General features: G+C 71.7%; 18 protein-coding genes and 1 riboswitch. Of the genes, 10 read left to right on the plus strand and 8 right to left on the minus strand.

The features are described from left to right. The first annotated feature begins 33 nt into the window (after positions 1-33). The 3 genes from ACIF83_RS29560 to ACIF83_RS29570 are packed head-to-tail and all read left to right on the plus strand — an operon-like array spanning position 34 to position 3,294. Positions 34-633 (plus strand): hypothetical protein, encoded by a 600-nt coding sequence (locus ACIF83_RS29560; protein WP_393465744.1) that lies wholly within the window; start codon positions 34-36, stop codon positions 631-633. Further along, positions 633-1,889: an MAB_1171c family putative transporter gene (locus ACIF83_RS29565; RefSeq protein ID WP_399731697.1), complete on the plus strand. Its 1,257-nt coding sequence runs from the start codon at positions 633-635 to the stop codon at positions 1,887-1,889. Before ACIF83_RS29560 ends, ACIF83_RS29565 begins: the two co-directional genes overlap by 1 nt. Continuing rightward, positions 1,882-3,294, plus strand: coding sequence for an FAD-dependent oxidoreductase (locus ACIF83_RS29570; RefSeq protein WP_399731389.1), 1,413 nt, complete (start codon positions 1,882-1,884; stop codon positions 3,292-3,294). The genes ACIF83_RS29565 and ACIF83_RS29570 overlap by 8 nt, the downstream gene beginning before the upstream one ends. Here ACIF83_RS29570 and ACIF83_RS29575 read toward each other — a convergent pair. Together ACIF83_RS29575 and ACIF83_RS29580 are read right to left on the minus strand one after the other, a co-directional pair. After that, the gene (locus ACIF83_RS29575) at positions 3,287-3,730 is read right to left on the minus strand and encodes a nuclear transport factor 2 family protein (RefSeq protein WP_399731392.1); all 444 of its coding nucleotides are present in this window, start codon (positions 3,728-3,730) and stop codon (positions 3,287-3,289) included. The genes ACIF83_RS29570 and ACIF83_RS29575 overlap by 8 nt on opposite strands. 40 nt (positions 3,731-3,770) lie before the next feature. Then, complete coding sequence (locus ACIF83_RS29580) at positions 3,771-4,799, minus strand: MBL fold metallo-hydrolase (protein WP_393465749.1); 1,029 nt, start codon at positions 4,797-4,799, stop codon at positions 3,771-3,773. A gap of 164 nt (positions 4,800-4,963) precedes the next feature. On the opposite strand from ACIF83_RS29580, the gene ACIF83_RS29585 reads away from it, so the two are divergent. The 3 genes from ACIF83_RS29585 (at position 4,964) to ACIF83_RS29595 (ending at position 7,614) form a co-directional block, all read left to right on the plus strand. Then, on the plus strand, positions 4,964-5,845 hold the full coding sequence (locus ACIF83_RS29585) for a GNAT family N-acetyltransferase (RefSeq protein ID WP_393465752.1): 882 nt from the start codon (positions 4,964-4,966) through the stop codon (positions 5,843-5,845). Between the two features lie 81 nt (positions 5,846-5,926). Continuing rightward, positions 5,927-7,378 carry an aldehyde dehydrogenase gene (locus ACIF83_RS29590; RefSeq protein ID WP_399731396.1) on the plus strand — a complete coding sequence of 484 codons (1,452 nt, stop codon included), beginning with the start codon at positions 5,927-5,929 and terminating at the stop codon, positions 7,376-7,378. Positions 7,379-7,380: 2 nt separating this feature from the next. Next, positions 7,381-7,614 carry a ferredoxin gene (locus ACIF83_RS29595; protein ID WP_399731399.1) on the plus strand — a complete coding sequence of 78 codons (234 nt, stop codon included), beginning with the start codon at positions 7,381-7,383 and terminating at the stop codon, positions 7,612-7,614. 215 nt (positions 7,615-7,829) lie between these two features. After that, a riboswitch (TPP riboswitch) is annotated at positions 7,830-8,005 on the plus strand. A gap of 7 nt (positions 8,006-8,012) precedes the next feature. Here the strand turns inward: ACIF83_RS29595 and ACIF83_RS29600 are convergent. Then, a complete protein-coding gene (locus ACIF83_RS29600; RefSeq protein ID WP_393465758.1) occupies positions 8,013-8,651 on the minus strand; it encodes a TetR family transcriptional regulator in 639 nt (212 codons plus the stop codon). Positions 8,652-8,871: 220 nt separating this feature from the next. On the opposite strand from ACIF83_RS29600, the gene ACIF83_RS29605 reads away from it, so the two are divergent. The 4 genes from ACIF83_RS29605 (at position 8,872) to ACIF83_RS29620 (ending at position 12,804) form a co-directional block, all read left to right on the plus strand. After that, complete coding sequence (locus ACIF83_RS29605; RefSeq protein ID WP_399731402.1) at positions 8,872-10,317, plus strand: glycosyltransferase family 4 protein; 1,446 nt, start codon at positions 8,872-8,874, stop codon at positions 10,315-10,317. Next, entirely contained in the window at positions 10,311-11,063 is a 753-nt protein-coding gene (locus ACIF83_RS29610; RefSeq protein ID WP_393465763.1) for a class I SAM-dependent methyltransferase, read from the plus strand. Before ACIF83_RS29605 ends, ACIF83_RS29610 begins: the two co-directional genes overlap by 7 nt. Further along, positions 11,060-12,130 carry a prenyltransferase gene (locus ACIF83_RS29615; RefSeq protein ID WP_393465766.1) on the plus strand — a complete coding sequence of 357 codons (1,071 nt, stop codon included), beginning with the start codon at positions 11,060-11,062 and terminating at the stop codon, positions 12,128-12,130. Before ACIF83_RS29610 ends, ACIF83_RS29615 begins: the two co-directional genes overlap by 4 nt. A 107-nt stretch (positions 12,131-12,237) precedes the next feature. After that, entirely contained in the window at positions 12,238-12,804 is a 567-nt protein-coding gene (locus ACIF83_RS29620) for a hypothetical protein (RefSeq protein WP_393465768.1), read from the plus strand. Here ACIF83_RS29620 and ACIF83_RS29625 read toward each other — a convergent pair. The 5 genes from ACIF83_RS29625 to ACIF83_RS29645 all read right to left on the minus strand — a co-directional run bounded on the left by ACIF83_RS29625 (position 12,801) and on the right by ACIF83_RS29645 (position 18,523). Further along, a complete protein-coding gene (locus tag ACIF83_RS29625) occupies positions 12,801-13,811 on the minus strand; it encodes an LLM class F420-dependent oxidoreductase (protein ID WP_398137293.1) in 1,011 nt (336 codons plus the stop codon). The genes ACIF83_RS29620 and ACIF83_RS29625 overlap by 4 nt on opposite strands. A gap of 105 nt (positions 13,812-13,916) precedes the next feature. Next, positions 13,917-14,753 carry a hypothetical protein gene (locus ACIF83_RS29630; RefSeq protein ID WP_399731407.1) on the minus strand — a complete coding sequence of 279 codons (837 nt, stop codon included), beginning with the start codon at positions 14,751-14,753 and terminating at the stop codon, positions 13,917-13,919. 83 nt (positions 14,754-14,836) lie between these two features. After that, the gene (locus ACIF83_RS29635) at positions 14,837-15,802 is read right to left on the minus strand and encodes an N-acetylmuramoyl-L-alanine amidase (protein WP_393465776.1); all 966 of its coding nucleotides are present in this window, start codon (positions 15,800-15,802) and stop codon (positions 14,837-14,839) included. 209 nt (positions 15,803-16,011) lie between these two features. After that, complete coding sequence (locus ACIF83_RS29640) at positions 16,012-16,662, minus strand: class I SAM-dependent methyltransferase (protein ID WP_398137290.1); 651 nt, start codon at positions 16,660-16,662, stop codon at positions 16,012-16,014. A 127-nt stretch (positions 16,663-16,789) separates the two neighbouring features. Next, positions 16,790-18,523: an MFS transporter gene (locus ACIF83_RS29645; RefSeq protein ID WP_393465781.1), complete on the minus strand. Its 1,734-nt coding sequence runs from the start codon at positions 18,521-18,523 to the stop codon at positions 16,790-16,792. Positions 18,524-18,592: the final 69 nt, after the last annotated feature.

Here is an 18,592-nt window from a genome sequence, read left to right on the forward strand (position 1 = left end):
TCGCCGCACGCCCGCCGACCGCAAGGACGACGCATGAGCCCCGACAGATCGCCGAAGTCCCGCAGACCGGCCAGGTCGCCGAAGCGGTTCCTCGACCGGCTCGTCCGTGACACCGCCCGGACACTGACCCCGCCCACCGAGCCGAAGGCGTTCCTGCACGCGGTCTGCGCCACGCTCAGCCCGCAGCTGGACCGCCCGGTCCGGCTGAAGTTCGTCAACTTCCCGCCGGGCCTGGACGTTTCCGGGGTGACCTTCGCCATGGACGAGCAGTACGTGGTCGTGGTCGAGGACCGGGCGCCCGACGAGCACAAGTTCGTCATCGCGGGGCACGAGATCGGCCACATCCACTACCAGACGCTGGACGTGCACTACCCGGCCGGCATGCCCGCCGCGGCGCGCCGGCTGCTGTCCCAGGCCGAGGACGACATCCCCTGGGACCAGGTGGTCGCCATGGCCACCCGGTCGCCCGCCGCGGCGGCGGCCGAGGCGGAGTGGGAGGCCGAGGAGTGCGGGCTGCGGCTGGCGGCGAAGTTCTCCAAGGTCGTCGGTCCGCGCGCGGCGGCCGGGCGGACGACCCAGGACACCCTGACCGGGCGGCTGTCGTCCTCGCTGGGCAACATCGGCGGGCCGTGATGCGCTGGGACATGGCGGGTTCGTTCGCCGCCTACGCCGTCCCCGCGGTGCTGCTCGCGGTGGCCTTCGTCATCAAGCTGCCGCTGCTGCGACGCGCCTGGCAGGACCCGATCCTGCGGGCCACCGCACTGCTGCTCGGCATCGGCGCGGTCGTCTTCGCCTCGCTGCCGCCGGGCAACCTGCACCGCCTCAACGAGATCACCGGCATCCCCAACTTCGCGGGCCTCTGGGTCTACTCACTCCTCACCGCCTACTGCGGGGCCTGCCTCTGGCTGATCATCACCTGGCGCGAGCCCCCGTCCGCGGTGCGCAGCCGGCGTACCCGCACGGTCTGGCTGTTCTACGGCGCCATCATCCTCGGCCTGTGGACGACGTTCCTGCTCGGCGACCACCACGTGGAGCGGCTGCGGGACCTCGACACCTACTACGCCAACACGCCCTGGATGCGTGAGTTCGCGCTGCTCTACCTGGTCGCGCACATGGTGTCCGCGCTGGTCGCGGCGGGCATCCTGTGGGCCTGGTTCAAGGAGGTCGAGGACACCTGGCTGCGCCGGGCCGTGGTCTTCCTCCAGGTCGCCTACGCGCTCGGGCTCATCTTCGACGTCGCCAAGCTCGCCGCGATCGGCGCGCGCTGGAGCGGCCGTGACTGGGACTGGCTGTCGACGTACGTCGCCCCGCCGTTCGCCATCGCCGAGGCGGGACTGGTCGCCGTGGGCTTCATCGCCGGGCAGGCCGGCCCGGTCGCCGACGAGCGCCGAGACCTCGTCCGCACCCACCGGCGCCTCAAGCCCCTGTGGCAGGCGATGCTCACCGTCACGCCCCCGGCCGCCCCGGCGACCGGCCGGGTCAGCGGCGCCGCCCTGCGCCTGGAACTGCGCCGAGCCGCCATCAACGACGGCCTCCTCAAACTCTCCCCGCACCTCAGCCCCTCCCGCCGCCACCGGGCCCACCAGGCGGCAACGGCGGCCGGATACCCCGACTCCGCGGCCCGGGGCATCGCCGGAGCGGTGGACATCCTGATCGCCACGGACATCCTGCGCTCACCGGGGATCGGGGACGAGCCGCCGGAGACCGGGCCCATGGAGCAGGAGCCCGCGGGCGGATCCGGGTGCAGGCCCGACCCCGTCTCCGGCGGCAGCCCGGAGCGCGACAGCGAGCTGGAGTGCATCGCGCGCGCCCTGCGGTTCCATTCGTCGGTTGTCGAAACGTTCCGCCGAGAGGCGGTCGCCACAGAAGGTCTCACCATTCATGCCTGACAGAGCCACCGCCCGCCGTACCGCGATCGTCATCGGCGGGAGTACGGCCGGCATGCTCGCCGCCTCCGTGCTCGCGAGCCGCTTTCACGAGGTCACGATCGTGGAGGCGGACCGGCTGCCGGAGGGCCCCGAACCGCGCAAGGGGCTGCCGCAGGCCCGCCACGCCCACCTGCTGTGGTCCGGCGGAGTGGCCGCGCTGGAGGAGCTGCTGCCGGGTGTCACCGGGGAGCTGGTCGGCAAGGGCGCCGGGCTGATCGACGTGATGACCGACCTGGTGAGCAAGGCGCCCTCGGGGCAGTGGTTCCGGCGGTTCACCGACTCCCGGCACCACATGATCGTCTGCAGCCGGGACCTGCTGGACGCGGTGATCCGGGCCGACGTCCTCGGGCGGCGCCGGATCACGCTGCGGGACGGCACGCGGGTGTCGGACCTCGCGGGCGACAAGGGAAGGGTGACGGGAATCCGTGTGCCGGACGGTCCCGACGGGCAACTGACCACCCTCCACGCCGACTTGGTGATCGACGCCGGTGGCCGTGCCTCCCAGGCGCACAAGTGGCTGCGGGAGCTGGGCCACGCCCCGGTGGAGGAGCGGGTGGTCGACGCGGGCGTCGCCTACGCCAGCCGGGTCTACGCGGCACCCGACGGCACGGCCGCCCTGCGCTACCCCGTCGTGAACGTCCAGGCCGACCCGCGCGACGCGCCCGGCCGGGGCGGAGTCGTCGTACCGATCGAGGGCGGTCGCTGGCTGGTCACACTCTCGGGCACCCGCGGCGGCCGGCCGACCGCCGACCCCGACGAGTTCGAGCACTTCGCGCTCACCGGGCTCAAGGACCCGATCATCGGCCACCTCATCGCCGGGGCCAAGCCGCTCACCGACCCGGTCACCACTCGCAGCACCGCCAACCGCCGCCGCTACTACGAGAGTTCCGAGACCTGGCCGGACGGCTTCGCGGTCATCGGGGACGCCGTCGCCGGCTACAACCCCGTCTACGGCCACGGCCTCTCCGTAGCCGCGCAGAGCGTGCAGGCACTCGGCCGGGTCCTCGACCGCCACGGCCCCACCGCACCCGGCACCGCCCGCCGCATCCAGCGCGCGGTGGCCCGGCCGGTCGCCAACGCCTGGAACCTGGCCGTGGGCCAGGACGCGTACTACCCCGGCGCGGCGCCCCAGCCGCCGACCGCCGTCGAACGGCTGCTCACCGCGTACGTCGACAAGGCGGTCGCCGCCGGCTCCGGGAACCCGCGCGCCCTGTGCGGCCTGCTGGACGTGATGAGCCTGAAGACCCCGCCGGCCCGCCTCTTCGCCCCCGACATGCTGTGGACCATCTGCTTCGGCCCCCGCAGGGGCCCCCTGCCCGGCCCGCCGCTGAGCCGGACCGAACGGGAAGCGGCCGGGCTCAGCTGACCTTCGGCGTCGGGCCCGCGAACGCCAGGTGCAGGACGCGGGTCTCCAGCAGCCATCGGCCGTCGATCCGTCGGAAGGCGTCGTTGTAGTGGCCCACTTGGACGGGCGGTTCGGCGGGGACGAGGCCGCCCCGATGGCCGTCGACGCGGTAGGTCGAGAAGTACGAGGTGGCGGTGGCGGTGTCCGGGGACGTCACGGTGACGAGGACGTTGGACATCAGGCGGCGCGAGAGCCGGTCGGCCGGGCGGGAGCCGAAGTACTCGTGCAGCGCCTCCCGACCCTTGACCAGGCGCCCGCCCTCCGGCCACGCCCAGCTGCCGTCCTCGGTGAACAGCTCGTCCACGGACGACGGTTCACCGAGGTCGAGCCGCTGGACGAAGTCGAGGATCAGGCGCTCGCAGGCGCGTTCGCCGAGGAGTTGCTCCAAAGGGTCCATGAGGCCATCCAACAGCCCCGCTCTCCCCACGGCGATCCAGTTACACCGCCACGTACGCCACCGGCTCGCTCCCCGCCACCGGTTCCGCCCGCCCCAGCTTCACCAGACGCCGCAGGTGCGCCTCGGCCTCCGAGACCGCGATGTTCCTCGACGGGTACGGGATGTCCCGCCAGGGGCGGTTCCACTCCATGCGCTCGGCCAGCTGCCAGGGCGTGAGCGGCTCGGAGAGGAGGGCCAGCAGGTCGGTGAGGCGGTCCTCGTGGTGGGTGAGCAACTGCCGTACCCGGGCCGGTGCGTCGGTGAAGGCGTACTGGTGGGCGGGGAGCACCTCGGCCGGGGTGAGGCGGCCGACCCGCTCGAGGGAGTCCAGGTAGTCACCGAGCGGGTCGGTCACCGTGGCGTCGTCGGGGTCCTCGTACAGGCCGATGTGCGGGGTGATCTCCGGCAGGACGTGGTCGCCCGAGAACAGGCGGCCGCTTCCTGGGAGCCGGGCGGGATGCTCCTCCTCCAGGTGCAGGCAGACGTGGCCGGGTGTGTGGCCCGGGGTCCAGATCGCGCGCAGCCGACGGCCCGGCAGGTCGAGGAGTTCGCCGGGGACGATCTCGCGGTCGGGCAGGGCGGGGGAGAGTCCGGGGAAGGTGCGGCGGCCGCGTCGGGCGCGCAGGGGAGCGACGTGTTCCTCGGGCGCGCCCGCCGCCGTCAGCTTGGCGGCCATGTACGCGTACCAGCGCTCCGGACGCGTCTCGCGGGTCCTGCGCACGATGGCCGCGTCGGCCGCGTGCATCGCCACCCACGCCCCGGAGGCCTCGCGGACCTGCCCCGTCAGCCCGTGGTGGTCCGGGTGGTGGTGGGTGACGACCACCCCGTGCACCTCCGCGACCGAGGTGCCGCAGGCCGCCAGCCCGGCGGACAGGACCTCCCAGGACGTCGGATCGTCCCAGCCCGAGTCCACCAGCACCGGACCCCGGTCGGTGTCCACGACGTACACCAGCGTGTATCCGAGCGGGTTGTCCGGAATGGGGACCTGGATGGACCGTACGCCCCCGCCGTGATCGAACGTCTCCGTCATGTGTCCTCCACCCCGCCGCCCGCACCCCACGACCGTTGCCCACTATAACCAGATCTGACTGATCGTCAGATACTCCAGGTGCCCCCGGTTTAACCCTTTGCCGCGTCCGAGCCGAAGCGACTACGTTCTCCGGGCCGCCGATCACCCGGGCCGATGGAGACAGCTTGACCATACGCATCACCCCGCTGACCGATCCCGACGCCGGACTGTCCTCCCGCCGTCTGGCGTGGCTGGCCTCCGGCGCCGACGGAGTGCCCGTCGGGTCGGCGTTCCTGCGCCTCTTCACCAGGACCGGACAGGAGCATCTCGCCGAACTGGAGCTGCGGGTCCACCCGGCCGAGCGGCGGAAGGGGACCGGCTCCCGCCTCCTGGAGGCGGCCGTGGCCGCCGCGCGAGAGGACGGCCGGCGCTGCGTCATCACCCAGGCCGAGGCCGGCTCTCCCGGTGCCGGGTTCCTGCCGGCCCGGGGCTTCCGCAGGGTCCTGACCCTGGTCTTCACGCGGCTCCCGCTGGCCGAGGCGGACATCACGGCTCTCACCGGGATCATCGAGGAGCCGCATCCCGGCTACCGGCTGACCTCCTGGGAGGGCACGGTTCCCGACGACCTCGCCGAGACCTATGTCGAGTCGCGTCACGCCATGGACGACATGCCGATGGGCAGCACCGACTTCGGCACGGTGACCTGGGACCTGGAGCGGGTCAGGGCCGCCGCCGCGGACGTCGAGAAGCGGGGCGACCTGTTGCACACCGTCGCCGCCGTCGACGAGTCGGACGGCTCGATCGCCGGGTTCACCGAACTGGTGGTCCCCGGCGACGGCAAGGGCGACGGCCAGCACTACGGCACCGGCGTCCTGCCCCGGCACCGCGGCCATGACCTCGGCCGCTGGATGAAGGCCGCCTCCATCCGGCACGCCCTCGAACGGCACCCGGATCTGGGCGGCCTGCTGACCGACACCGCCGACAACAACCCGCACATGATGCGCATCAACGACGCGCTCGGTTATGCGCCGACCCACACGACGTTCGAGTACCAGCTCGACCTCTGACGTCTGGCCTACCGCGACTAGAACTGGTATCAGTTCTGAAACAGCGTCAGAAACAGGCGGTGCGGCGGGAGGCAGTCGGCCATGACCGAGCTCGTGGAACACGGACAGCTGTTCATCGGCGGGGAGTTGACCGACCCGCTGGGCGGGGACGTCATCGAGGTGATCTCCCCGCACACCGAGGAGGTCATCGGCCGGGTGCCGCACGCCTCCAAGGGGGACGTCGACCGGGCGGTGGCCGTCGCGCGCCGCGCCTTCGACGAAGGCCCTTGGCCGCGCGCCTCGTTGGCCGAGCGGATCGAGGTCGTCACCCGGATCAAGGACGGCATCCTCGCCCGGCACGAGGAGATCGCCCGCGTGATCTCCTCGGAGAACGGCTCGCCGTCCTCCTGGAGCGTCCTCGCCCAGGCGCTCGGCGCGATGATGGTGTGGGACTCGGCGATCAAGGTCGCGCAGAACTTCCCGTACGAGGAGCGCCGCGACGGCGTCCTCGGCCCGATCCTCGTGACGCGCGAACCGGTCGGCGTGGTCGCGGCCGTCGTCCCGTGGAACGTGCCGCAGTTCGTCGCCGCCGCCAAGCTCGCGCCCGCGCTGCTGACCGGCTGCACGGTCGTGCTCAAGCCGTCCCCGGAGTCGCCGCTGGACGCGTACCTCCTCGGCGAGATCGCGCGCGAGGCCGGGCTGCCCGAGGGCGTCCTGTCCATCCTCCCCGCCGACCGCGAGGTCAGCGAGTACCTGGTCGGGCACCCCGGCGTCGACAAGGTCTCCTTCACCGGCTCGGTCGCGGCCGGCAGGCGGGTGATGGAGGTGGCCGCCCGCAACCTCACCCGGATCACCCTGGAGCTGGGCGGCAAGTCGGCTGCGGTCGTGCTCCCGGACGCGGACGTCCAGGCGGCCGTGTCGGGCATCGTCCCGGCGGCCTGGATGAACAACGGGCAGGCGTGTGTCGCCCAGACCCGCATCCTCGTCCCGCGCACCCGCTACGACGAGTTCGCGGACGCCTTCGCGCAGGCGGCGAACGCCCTGAAGGTCGGCGACCCGCTCGACCCCGCCACCCAGGTCGGCCCCCTGGTCGCCCGGCGCCAGCAGCAGCGCAACCTCGACTACATCCGTATCGGCCAGGAGGAGGGCGCCAAGATCCTCACCGGCGGCGGCCGCCCGGCCGGTCTGGAGCGCGGCTGGTACGTCGAACCGACCCTCTTCGGCGACGTCGACAACTCCATGCGCATCGCCCGCGAGGAGATCTTCGGCCCCGTGATCTGCCTGCTGCCGTACGGCGACGAGCAGGAGGCCGTGAAGATCGCCAACGACTCGGACTACGGCCTGTCCGGCAGCGTGTGGACGGCCGACGTCGAGCACGGCGTCGAGGTCGCCCGGCAGGTCCGCACCGGCACCTACTCCGTCAACACCTTCAGCCTGGACATGCTCGGCCCGTTCGGCGGCTACAAGAACTCCGGGCTGGGGCGGGAGTTCGGCCCCGAGGGCTACGGCGAGTTCCTCGAACACAAGATGATCCACCTGCCGGCGGGGGCGTAGGGATGGGCGACCGCTGGCACGTCGAGGTCGACCGGTCCGTGTGCATCGGCTCGGCCCAGTGCCTCCACCACGCCCCGGACGGCTTCCGTCTCGACTCCGCCCGCCAGTCCCACCCGGTCGAACCGGACACCGACGCGAGCGAACAGGTCCTGGAGGCCGCCGAGAGCTGCCCGGTGGAGGCCATCATGATCACGCTGGTGGGCAGCGCGGAGCAGGTGTTCCCACCCGAGGACTAGGGGTGTCGGAGCCGCAGGGCAGGTCCCTGCGGCTCCGAAGATCTTCGTACCGGCCGGGGGCGCACGGTACACGCGGGAGCACAGAGCGTGTCCCTGGCCGCTCCCGAGTCGGAGGCCCGCCGCTGGGCGTGACCGCAGGTCGGCACCACGGCAGAAAATAATCCCATTCGCCTGGTTCTTTCGTGCGATATCGGGATTATCCTGGAAGCAGCCTACGAGGCGAGTGAGGGAGTCCGACCGGAGTAGCCGACTTTGGCGAGACGCGCAAGCATCCGCCGAGGCCGACAGCGACGGTAGGGCTGAGAGGCCGAAAAGCAGCAGTCAGGCTGGACGGCGACCCCCATCACCTGATCCGGACCATGCCGGCGAAGGGAACCCGTCTCGTAGGTTTCGTGCGTTCAGCGACGGTGCGTCGCGTCGGGCTCCGTCAGGTCGATCAGCCGGCACACCGTCTCGATGTCGATCTTCACCTGGGCGATGGAGGCGCGGCCCGAGAGCCAGGTGATCAGGGCCGAGTGCCAGGTGTGCTCGATGACGCGGACCGCGGAGAGCTGCTCGGGGGTCGGGTGCTCCAGGCCCACTGCGTCCAGGATGATCGCCGTGGTCTGCCGGGAGACCTGGTCGACCTCGGGGGAGACGCTGCGGTCGGCGAAGGTCAGGGCGCGGACCATCGCGTCGGCCAGATGCGGCTCGCGCTGCAGCGCGCGGAAGGCCCGCATCAGGGTCTCCGCCACCCGCTCGGCCGCCGTGTCGCCCGCCGGCGGCTTCTTGCGCAGCGCCCCGTGCATGTGTTCCAGCTGGTCCTGCATCGTGGCGACCAGCAGATGCACCTTGGACGGGAAGTAGCGGTACAGCGTGCCGAGGGCCACCTGCGAGGACTCGGCGACCTCGCGCATCTGTACGGCGTCGAAACCGCCCCGGCTGGCCAGCTGCGCGCTCGCGTGCAGGATCCGGCGGCGGCGGGCCTCCTGCCGCTCGGTCAGCGGCGCCGAAGGGGGCCGGACGCTACTGGCTTCCAGCTTGGATTCCGCAGGCATGGGTCCCGTTCCGTGACAGTCGGTGAGGGTGTCTGTAGGGCTTGTGATCATCCTGCACGGCGGGGGTCCGCGTCGTGGCGTGAATCACCTGATCCACTGCTCACAGGGCCCCTACCTGCCGGTAGATTCAGAGCCTCTTGAACGATCAAGTCTGAAACTTGTTCTAGATTAGCGTCCCGTCGTAGTCTCGCGGGACAGTGCAGGGAGAAGGGGGCCCGGAGTGACCGCTGAGGCCAGTCAGGCGGGTCCCCGACCGGACCTCGCAGCCGACGGCGAGCGACCGCTCAACATCGCGCTTCTCACCTATAAAGGGAACCCGTTCTGCGGCGGCCAGGGCGTCTACGTACGACACCTCTCCCGCGAGCTGGCCCGCCTCGGTCACCGGGTGGAGGTCATCGGCTCACAGCCCTATCCCGTCCTGGACGAGGGGTACGAGCGCCTGACCCTGACCGAGCTGCCCAGCCTCGACCTCTACCGCCAGCCCGACCCCTTCCGCACCCCCAAGCGGGACGAGTACCGGGACTGGGTCGACGCCCTCGAGGTCGCGACCATGTGGACCGGCGGCTTCCCCGAGCCGCTGACCTTCTCCCTGCGCGCCCTGCGCCATCTGCGTGCCCGGCGCGGCGAGTTCGACGTCGTCCACGACAACCAGACGCTCGGATACGGGCTGCTGGGGGACATCGGCGCGCCCCTGGTCACCACCATCCACCACCCCATCACCGTCGACCGGCAGCTGGAGCTGGACGCGGCCGAGGGCTGGCAGCGCCGCTACTCGGTGCGCCGCTGGTACGCCTTCACCCGGATGCAGAAGCGCGTCGCCCGCCGCCTGCCCTCCGTGCTCACCGTCTCCGGCACCTCCCGCCAGGAGATCGTCGACCACCTCGGCGTCCGGGGCGACCGCATCCACGTCGTCCACATCGGCGCCGACACCGACCTGTTCGCGCCGAATCCGGCCGTGGCCGAGGTGCCCGGCCGGATCGTCACCACCTCCAGCGCGGACGTGCCCCTCAAGGGCCTGGTCTTCCTCGTCGAGGCCCTCGCGAAGGTGCGCACCGAGCACCCGGCCGCCCACCTGGTCGTCGTCGGCAAGCGCCCCACGGAGGGTCCGGTCGCCCAGGCCGTCGAGCGCTACGGCCTCGAAGGCGCCGTCGACTTCGTCAAGGGCATCTCCGACGCCGAACTCGTCGACCTGATCCGCTCGGCCGAGGTCGCCTGCGTGCCCTCGCTCTACGAGGGCTTCTCGCTGCCCGCCGCCGAGGCCATGGCCACCGGTACCCCGCTGGTCGCCACCACCGGCGGCGCGATCCCCGAGGTCGCCGGACGCGACGGCGAGACCTGCCTGGCCGTACCGCCCGGCGACGCGGGAGCACTGGCCGCCGGGCTCGGCCGGCTGCTGGGAGACCCGGAGCTGCGGGTGCGGCTCGGTGCGGCGGGCCGCGAGCGAGTGCTGGAGCGGTTCACCTGGGCCCGCGCCGCCGAGGGAACGGTGTCCCGGTACCGCGAGGCCATCGCCGGCGCCGCGGGTAAGGCCCCCGGCCGCTCCGCGGCAGGCGTCCACCGCTCCGCGGTCGGAGAACCCGGCCGCTCCGTGACCGCAGCGAGTGCTGCCCCGGCAGCCGCCACGACCGACACCGGCATCTCTTCCGAAAGCAGGGCCACGTGCTGACCGTCGACTTCTCCCGGTTCCCGCTCGCCCCGGGCGACCGTGTCCTGGACCTCGGCTGCGGGGCCGGCCGGCACGCCTTCGAGTGCTACCGGCGCGGCGCGCAGGTCGTGGCCCTCGACCAGAACGGCGAGGAGATCCGCGAGGTCGCCAAGTGGTTCGCGGCGATGAAGGAGGCCGGCGAGGCACCCGCGGGCGCCACCGCCACCGCCATGGAGGGCGACGCGCTGGCGCTGCCCTTCCCGGACGAGTCCTTCGACGTCGTCATCATCTCCGAGGTGATGGAGCACATCCCCGACGACAAGGGCGTGCTCGCCGAGATGGTCCGCGTGCTCAAGCCCGGCGGCCGCATCGCCATCACCGTGCCCCGCTACGGCCCCGAGAAGGTCTGCTGGACGCTCTCCGACGCCTACCACGAGGTCGAGGGCGGCCACATCCGCATCTACAAGGCCGACGAACTGCTCGCCAAGATCCGCGAGGCGGGCCTCAGGCCGTACGGCACCCACCACGCGCACGCCCTGCACTCGCCGTACTGGTGGCTGAAGTGCGCGTTCGGCGTGGACAACGACAAGGCGCTGCCGGTGCGGGCGTACCACAAGCTGCTGGTCTGGGACATCATGAAGAAGCCGCTCGCCACCCGGGTCGCCGAGCAGGCGCTGAACCCGCTGATCGGCAAGAGCTTCGTGGCCTACGCGACCAAGCCGCACCTGCCCCGGCTCGCCGAGACCGACGGGGCGGCCGCCAAGTGACGACGCCCCGGACAGAACACCTCGTCCTGCCCGGGGTCCTCACCTCCGAGCAGGCCGCCGCGACCGTGCACGGCATCCTCGCCGTACAGCGGGAGGACGGCGCGATCCCGTGGTTCCGCGGTCACCACCTCGACCCGTGGGACCACACCGAGGCCGCCATGGCACTGGACGCGGCAGGCGAGCACGAGGCCGCCGAGCGGGCGTACACCTGGCTCGCCACCCACCAGAACGAGGACGGCTCCTGGTACGCCGCCTACGCCGACGGCGCCCACGACGACGTCACCGACCGCGCCCGCGAGTCGAACTTCGTCGCCTACATAGCGGTCGGCGTCTGGCACCACTACCTGTCGACCGGCGACGACACCTTCCTGGACCGCATGTGGCCCACCGTCTACGCGGCCATGGAGTGGGTGCTGCGGCTGCAGCAGCCCGGCGGCCAGATCGGCTGGCGCCGCGACGACGACGGCACGCCCACCACGGACGCGCTGCTCACCGGCAGCTCCTCCATCCACCACGCCCTGCGCTGTGCCCTCGCCATCGCCGAGCAGCGTGAGGAGCCGCAGCCGGACTGGGAGTTGGCCGTGGGCGCCCTGCGCCACGCGATCCGCCTCCACCCCGAGCGCTTCCTCGACAAGGACCGCTACTCCATGGACTGGTACTACCCGGTCCTCGGCGGCGCCCTGACCGGAGCGGAGGCCAAGTCCCGCATCGAGGCGGACTGGGACCGCTTCGTCGTACCCGGCCTCGGCGTGCGCTGTGTGGTCCCCAACCCCTGGGTGACCGGCGGCGAGTCCAGCGAGCTGGCCCTGGCCCTGTGGGCGATGGGCGAGTCCGACCGCTCCCTGGAGATCCTCCAGTCCATCCAGCACCTGCGCGACGCGGAGACCGGCCTGTACTGGACGGGCTACGTCTTCGACGACGACGCGATCTGGCCCCGCGAGCTCACCACCTGGACGGCGGGCTCCCTCCTGCTGGCCGTCGCCGCCCTGGGCGGCCACGACGCCACCTGCGCGGTCTTCGGAGGGGAACACCTGCCTGCCGGCCTGGACCCCGACTGCTGCCGCTGACCCACGAGCGGGAACCCGGACGGCGTCGCCCGAGTGGCGGACACCGGCCGTCCGGGTGAGGCTTCCGGAGGAAACACCCGCTCGGGGAGACACGTCCGGAGGACCTCGTGGCCGTACCGATACGGCGTCTCTGTGTGGCGCTCACCCTGTGCTGCGCCCTGCTGGCCGGTTCCGCCGCCTGCGGCAGCAGCGAGAAGACCACTACGAAGGACACCTCGCAGGTGGCCGCCCTCGATGCGGCCACGCCCAGTCCGAGCACGTCGGCCGAGCGCCAGAAGTTCGCCAAGGCCCGGTTCGTGGCGAACGCGGGCCTGGCGGCCGGCGCGGTCTACCAGTGGATCGTCAAGCCCTGGAAGGCGGGCAAGTTCAAGAAGGGCGCCAAGAGCCGCAAGCTGACCCTGGTGAAGGCCGGCCTGGCCGGCGCCTTCGCCTACAACCGGCTCAAGGCCGCCCAGAAGAACGCCCAGGGCGATCCGCTGCTCTCCAAGGCCCTGGCGCCGCTCACCGCGGGCATCGAGAGCCTGAAGAGCCTGCCGTCCAAGCTGCGCAGCGGCGACGAGGGCGCGGCCGGTGCCTTCGACGACGTCATCAACAAGGTGAAGGACGCGGGCCAGAGCGCCGGCGCCACCGTCAAGGAGAAGGTGCCGTCCGCCTCGCAGCTGAGCGGCGGCTAGGCGTTCAGCTCCGCCAGCACCCTGAGGGTGTGCGGGTCCGGTGACAGGGCCAGCAGGTCCGTCACCGGACCCTTGCGCCACAACTCCAGGCGTTCCGCGACCCGTTCGCGCGGGCCGACCAGGGAGATCTCGTCGGCGAAGGCGTCCGGCACGGCCAGCACGGCCTCCTCACGGCGCCCGGCCAGGAACAGCTCCTGGATCCGCCGGGCCTCCTCCTCGTAGCCCATGCGCGCCATGAGGTCGGCGTGGAAGTTGCGGGCCGCGTGGCCCATTCCGCCGATGTAGAAGCCGAGCATGGCCTTCACCGGCAGCAGACCTTCGGCCACGTCGTCGCACACCTTCACCCGGGCCATCGGCGCCACCAGGAACCCCTCGGGCAGCTCCCGCACCACGTCCCCGTACACCTCGGGTCGGCTCGGCGCCCAGTACAGCGGCAGCCAACCGTCGGCGATCCGGGCCGTCTGCGCCACGTTCCTGGGGCCTTCCGCACCCAGCAGGACGGGCAGGTCGTGCCGCAGAGGATGGGTGATCGACTTCAGCGGCTTGCCCAGTCCCGTGCCGTCCGGCCCCCGGTACGGCAGCGGGTGGAAGCGGCCGTCCGACTCCACCGGCGCCGCCCGCCGCAGCACCTGCCGTACGACGTCGACGTACTCCCTGGTCGCGCTCAGCGGCGACTTCGGGAACGGACGGCCGTACCAGCCCTCCACCACCTGCGGCCCCGACAGCCCCAGCCCCAGCATCATCCGCCCCCCGGAGAGATGATCCAGGGTGAGCGCGTGCATCGCGGTGGCGGTCGGCGAGCGCGCCGCCATCTGGGCAACGGCCGTACCCAGCCTGATCGTCGAGGTCTGCGCGGCGATCCAGGTCAACGGGGTGAAGGCGTCCGAGCCCCAGGACTCGGCCGTCCACACGGAGTGATAGCCGAGCCGTTCCGCTTCCTGCGCGAGGGGCACATGGTCCGGGGAAGGACCGCGGCCCCAGTAGCCGAGTGCGAGACCGAGCCGCATGCCTGCCTCCTGACGCTCCGTCAGTCAATGCGCGGGAGGCGACTGTACGGCAACGGCCCCCCGCCCGGAAGGGCGAGGGGCCGTCGGCGACGGTACGGGTGGGACTCAGCCGCGCTGGATCCCGGAGGCGTCCTGCAGCACGCCACGGCGACCGTCCTGGGTCTGCGCCACCAGCGCGGCACCGCGCTGCTCGACGGCCAAGTACCAGGTGCCCGGCGCCAGTTCGGCGATCGGCGTCGGCGAACCGTCCTCGGCGAACAGCTGCCGGGGGACCGGCACGGCGAACCAGAACGGCGAGAAGTCCGCGCCGGGGGCCGGCTGTGGCGCCGGGGCGGCGGCGGCCTGCGGGGCCGGCGCCTGACCGAACGGCTGGCCCGGCTGCGGCTGGGCACCGTACGGCTGCTGCGGCTGGGCGGCGCCCGGGTAGCCGTAACCACCGGGCGGCTGGGCGCCGTAGGGCTGCGGGGCGGTCGGCTTGGGAGCCGGGACCAGGCCGGCCTGCAGGGCCGGGACCAGGGGGGTGGCGATGGCGGCGGCGGCCATGACCAGGGTGGCGATGAGGGCGAGGATCAGGCCCGTGCCGGCGCTGGGGCCGCCGCTGGAGCCGCCGCCGACGTTGTTCGCACCGCCGGACGGGTCGATGATGTTACCGAGGGCGCTCCACGCGGCGAACACCGCAAAGGCGACGCCGAACTGACCGAGGTCCAGGCCAACGACCTTGGGCGGCTGCGGCAGGGCCCGGGCGACGACGACGAGCGCGGCGCCGATGATCCCTGCCAGGACAACGCTCATCAGGACCGGTCCGCTTGCCCAGAGGTTCGGGAGATCGTAGTCGTCCGGTGCGCCGTCCACGGAGTAGTTGTCGAGGAACGACGCGATGAACAGCAACACCGCTGCTCCGATCACCACGCCGTCGCCTCTAGTGAGGGAGCGGATATTCACAACAGGTCCTTCGTGAGTCGTCTCGTCGTCGGTAGACACTATCGTCCACAAGATCCCGCTGTCCGGCCGGTTCCGCCCGCCGGTCACGACTCGCGCAGGAAACTCACGATTCCCTCAGAGATCCCTTGCGCGGCCTTCTGCCGCCAGGCGCCGCTGGTCAGCAGTGCCGCGTCCTTGCTATCGCGCATGTTGCCGCACTCGATGAAGACCTTGGGAACCGTTGACAGATTGAGACCGCCCAGGTCCTGACGTGTGACGAGACCGGTACCTTTGCCGACGTAGTTGGACGGCGGTTCACCGGTGAAACGAAGGAAGTTGCCCGCGACGCGCTCGCCGAGGTCACGCGAGGAGGCGACGATCGGGCGGGTGTCGGCGGCGCCCGCGTGCACGGACGCCGGGAGGATGACGTGGAAGCCGCGGTCGCCCTCCGCGGAGCCGTCGGCGTGGATGGAGATGGCGGCGTCCGCATGCGCCGTGTTGCCGATCCGGGCCCGCTCGTCGACGCAGGGGCCCCAGGGCGGGGAGTCGCCGTCGTGCGTCAACTTCACCGTGGCGCCCTGCTGTTCCAGGATCGTGCGCAGCCGGTGGGCCACGTCCAGTGAGAACCGGGCTTCTGTGTAACCCGAGTTGGTGGACGTGCCGGTGGTGTCGCACTCCTTCTTGTTCGTGCCGATGTCCACCTGGCGGTTGATCTCGGCCGTGTGAGAGAAGTTGCCGGGGTTGTGGCCCGGGTCGATGACGACGACCTTGCCCTTGAGGGGGCCGTCGGCGGTCGACGTGGGCGACGTGTGCGACGGCGAGGGACTCTTCTGTTTGCCGTCGTCGGTGGCCGGCGCCGACCAGGGCTTGGCGGTGCTCGGCGCGGCGGTGGAGGTCTGCGGGGCCGCCGTGTCCGAGCCGGAGCCCGAACTCCCGGACCCGCCCACCGCCTCGTACACCAGCCAGCCCAGCAGAGCACCGGGCACGAGCGCTGCGAGCGCGACGGTCAGCGGCCCTCGCCTGGGCCGGCGGGGCTGCGGGGGATCGAAGTCCGGGCCTACGTACGACACGCCTGCCACCCTAGCGGCCACTCAGGCCCTTCACATGGCCGAGAGGGCCGAGCGGGTGGCCCGGACGCATCGGACACCGCGGACGACTCGGAAACTACGGTCGATCAGCCACCCGGCGACGACGAGGACGGCCAGGTACACGCCGATCAGAAAGTCCGCAGTCGCATCCCTCCGCTGCGGATCCCCCGGTGATCAAGGGCGAGCCCAGGTCAGATGCCCGTCCCGGTCCGCCGCAGTACGCGCAACGATCCGGTCACGGAGACCTCCGTGAACGCGCCCGACTCCAGCGCGCGCAGGTAGACGCGGTACGGCGCCTGGCCGGTGAACTCGTCCTCGGGGTGCGGGAAGACGTCGTGGATGAGGAGCAGGCCGCCCTCGGCGACGTGCGGTGCCCAGCCCTCGTAGTCGGCGGTGGCGTGCTCGTCGGTGTGGCCGCCGTCGACGAACACGAAACCGAGGGGGGAGTTCCAGATCGCCGCGATCTGCGGCGAGCGGCCGACCAGCGCCACCACGTGCTCCTCGAGGCCCGCCTTGTGCAGGGTCCGGCGGAAGGTCGGCAGCGTGTCCATCAGGCCGATCTCGGGGTCGACGGTCTCCGGGTCGTGGTAGTCCCAGCCGGGCTGCTGCTCCTCGCTGCCCCGGTGGTGGTCGACGGTGAGCGCGGTGACGCCGGCCTCCCGGGCCGCGTCCGCGAGCAGGACCGTCGAGCGTCCGCAGTACGTCCCGACCTCCAGCAGGGGCAGCCCCAGCCGGCCCGCCTCCACCGCGGCCGCGTACAGCGCCAGCCCCTCGTCCACGGGCATGAAACCCTTCGCCGCCTCGAACGCGGCCAGGATCTGGGGCTTGGGTGCGGCGGGCATGGGGGGCCTTTCGGTTGTGCGACGTGTCGAGGCTGCACGACGTGTCAGGGGTGTCTGATGTGTTCGGCGCCCCATGCTGTCGTACCCCCTGGCACCGAAGCGACAGGGGGTACGAGTGGCATGTCTCTCAGGCGGTCACCGTCTCACCGGGCAGGGAGAGGTCCAGTTCCACCGCTCGCTCGTCCCCGGTGTGGGTGGCGGACGAGGCGTGCGGCCCGTGCCCGGTGGCCTTCGCGGCCAGGACGTAGGCGCCCTGGGCCGGGACGCCGAGGGCGTAGGTGCCGTCCTCCGCGGAGAGGGTGGCGCCCGCCTGCCGGCCCCGACGGTCGATCAGCGTGACCTTCGCCCGGGCGACCGGATTCCCCTCGGCGTCAAGGACCCTCCCGCGGAACCCGCGCAGGACCTTTTCCGCGCGCTTCAGGTTCGTGTCCTCCTCGCTGCTCGCCCGCAGCTGCGGTGCGCGGTCCGGCTTCGGCAGGAAGAGGGCCAGCAGCAGGCCCACCGCCACCGCGGCCGTCGCGATCAGGAAGGAGACGTGGAAGCCGTGCATGGTCGGGATCTCCAGCCCGCCCACGTTGTTCGCCGTGTTGGCCAGCACCATGCCGATGACGGCGCTGGAGACGGACGTACCGATGGAGCGCATCAGGGTGTTCAGGCCGTTGGCCGCGCCGGTCTCCGAGGCCGGGACCGCGCCGACGATCAGCGCGGGGAGGGAGGAGTAGGCCAGGCCGATGCCCGCGCCCAGGACCACGGACGTGACGATGGTCTGCCAGGCCGCGTCCATCAGACCGAGGCCGCCGCCGTAGCCGATGGCGATGATCAGCAGGCCGATGATCAGGGTGACCTTGGGGCCGAAGCGTGCCGACAGGCGGGCGTACACCGGCGCCGTGAACATCATCGTCAGGCCCAGCGGGGCCACGCACAGGCCCGCGACGACCATGGACTGGCCGAGGCCGTAGCCGGTCGCCTTCGGCAGCTGGAGCAGCTGGGGCAGGACGAGCGAGACGACGTAGAAGCTGACGCCGACCATGATCGAGGCGAGGTTGGTGAGCAGCACCTCACGGCGGGCGGTGGTGCGCAGGTCGACCAGGGGCGCCTTGACGCGCAGCTCGAACAGGCCCCACAGGACGAGGACGACGACGGACGCGGCGAACAGGCCGAGCGTCGTGCCGGAGGACCAGCCCCAGTCGCTGCCCTTGGTGATGGGCAGCAGGAGCAGCACCAGGCCGGTCGACAGGCCGATCGCACCCAGCAGATCGAAGGAGCCCTCGGCGCGCATCGGGGACTCCGGTACGACGAGGAGGGTCACGACGATGGAGAGGGCGCCGAGGCCGGCGGCGCCGTAGAACAGGGCGTGCCAGTTCATGTGCTGGGCGACCAGGGCCGCGGCGGGCAGCGCGAGGCCGCCGCCGACGCCGATCGAGGAGCTCATCAGGGCCATGGCGGAGCCGAGCTTCTCGCGCGGCAGCATGTCCCGCATCAGGCCGATGCCGAGCGGGATCGCGCCCATGGCGAAGCCCTGCAGGGTGCGGCCCACGATCATGGTGAGCAGCTGGCTGGTGAGTGCGCTGACCAGGGCGCCGACCACCATCACGGAGAGGCTGAGGATCAGCATGCGCCGCTTGCCGTAGAGGTCGCCGAGCCGGCCCATGATCGGGGTGGCCACGGCGCCGGACAGCAGGGTCGAGGTGAGGACCCAGGTGGCATTGCTGGGGGCGGTGTCCAGCAGCTGCGGCAGGTCCTTGATGACCGGTACCAGCAGCGTCTGCATCACCGCGACCACGATGCCCGCGAAGGCGAGCACCGGGACCACGGCTCCGCCGGCCCTCCGGTGGGGCTGGGCGGTCGTCGTGTGCGTCATTGAGTGAGGCCTCCCGCGTGACATAAGTGGTGGGTAAACCTCGTATGCACAGGCAACTATTCCGTTGCT

Source organism: Streptomyces sp. NPDC085866, assembly GCF_044541035.1.
Taxonomy (GTDB): Bacteria; Actinomycetota; Actinomycetes; order Streptomycetales; family Streptomycetaceae; genus Streptomyces.

Coding starts and splice junctions, on each gene's coding strand:
- ACIF83_RS29600 (WP_393465758.1), bottom strand. CDS start 8,651: ATGCCTGCGGAATCCAAGCTGGAAGCCAGTAGCGTCCGGCCCCCTTCG.
- ACIF83_RS29560 (WP_393465744.1), top strand. CDS start 34: ATGAGCCCCGACAGATCGCCGAAGTCCCGCAGACCGGCCAGGTCGCCG.
- ACIF83_RS29645 (WP_393465781.1), bottom strand. CDS start 18,523: ATGACGCACACGACGACCGCCCAGCCCCACCGGAGGGCCGGCGGAGCC.
- ACIF83_RS29570 (WP_399731389.1), top strand. CDS start 1,882: ATGCCTGACAGAGCCACCGCCCGCCGTACCGCGATCGTCATCGGCGGG.
- ACIF83_RS29575 (WP_399731392.1), bottom strand. CDS start 3,730: ATGGACCCTTTGGAGCAACTCCTCGGCGAACGCGCCTGCGAGCGCCTG.
- ACIF83_RS29565 (WP_399731697.1), top strand. CDS start 633: ATGCGCTGGGACATGGCGGGTTCGTTCGCCGCCTACGCCGTCCCCGCG.
- ACIF83_RS29580 (WP_393465749.1), bottom strand. CDS start 4,799: ATGACGGAGACGTTCGATCACGGCGGGGGCGTACGGTCCATCCAGGTC.
- ACIF83_RS29590 (WP_399731396.1), top strand. CDS start 5,927: ATGACCGAGCTCGTGGAACACGGACAGCTGTTCATCGGCGGGGAGTTG.
- ACIF83_RS29625 (WP_398137293.1), bottom strand. CDS start 13,811: ATGCGGCTCGGTCTCGCACTCGGCTACTGGGGCCGCGGTCCTTCCCCG.
- ACIF83_RS29595 (WP_399731399.1), top strand. CDS start 7,381: ATGGGCGACCGCTGGCACGTCGAGGTCGACCGGTCCGTGTGCATCGGC.
- ACIF83_RS29640 (WP_398137290.1), bottom strand. CDS start 16,662: ATGCCCGCCGCACCCAAGCCCCAGATCCTGGCCGCGTTCGAGGCGGCG.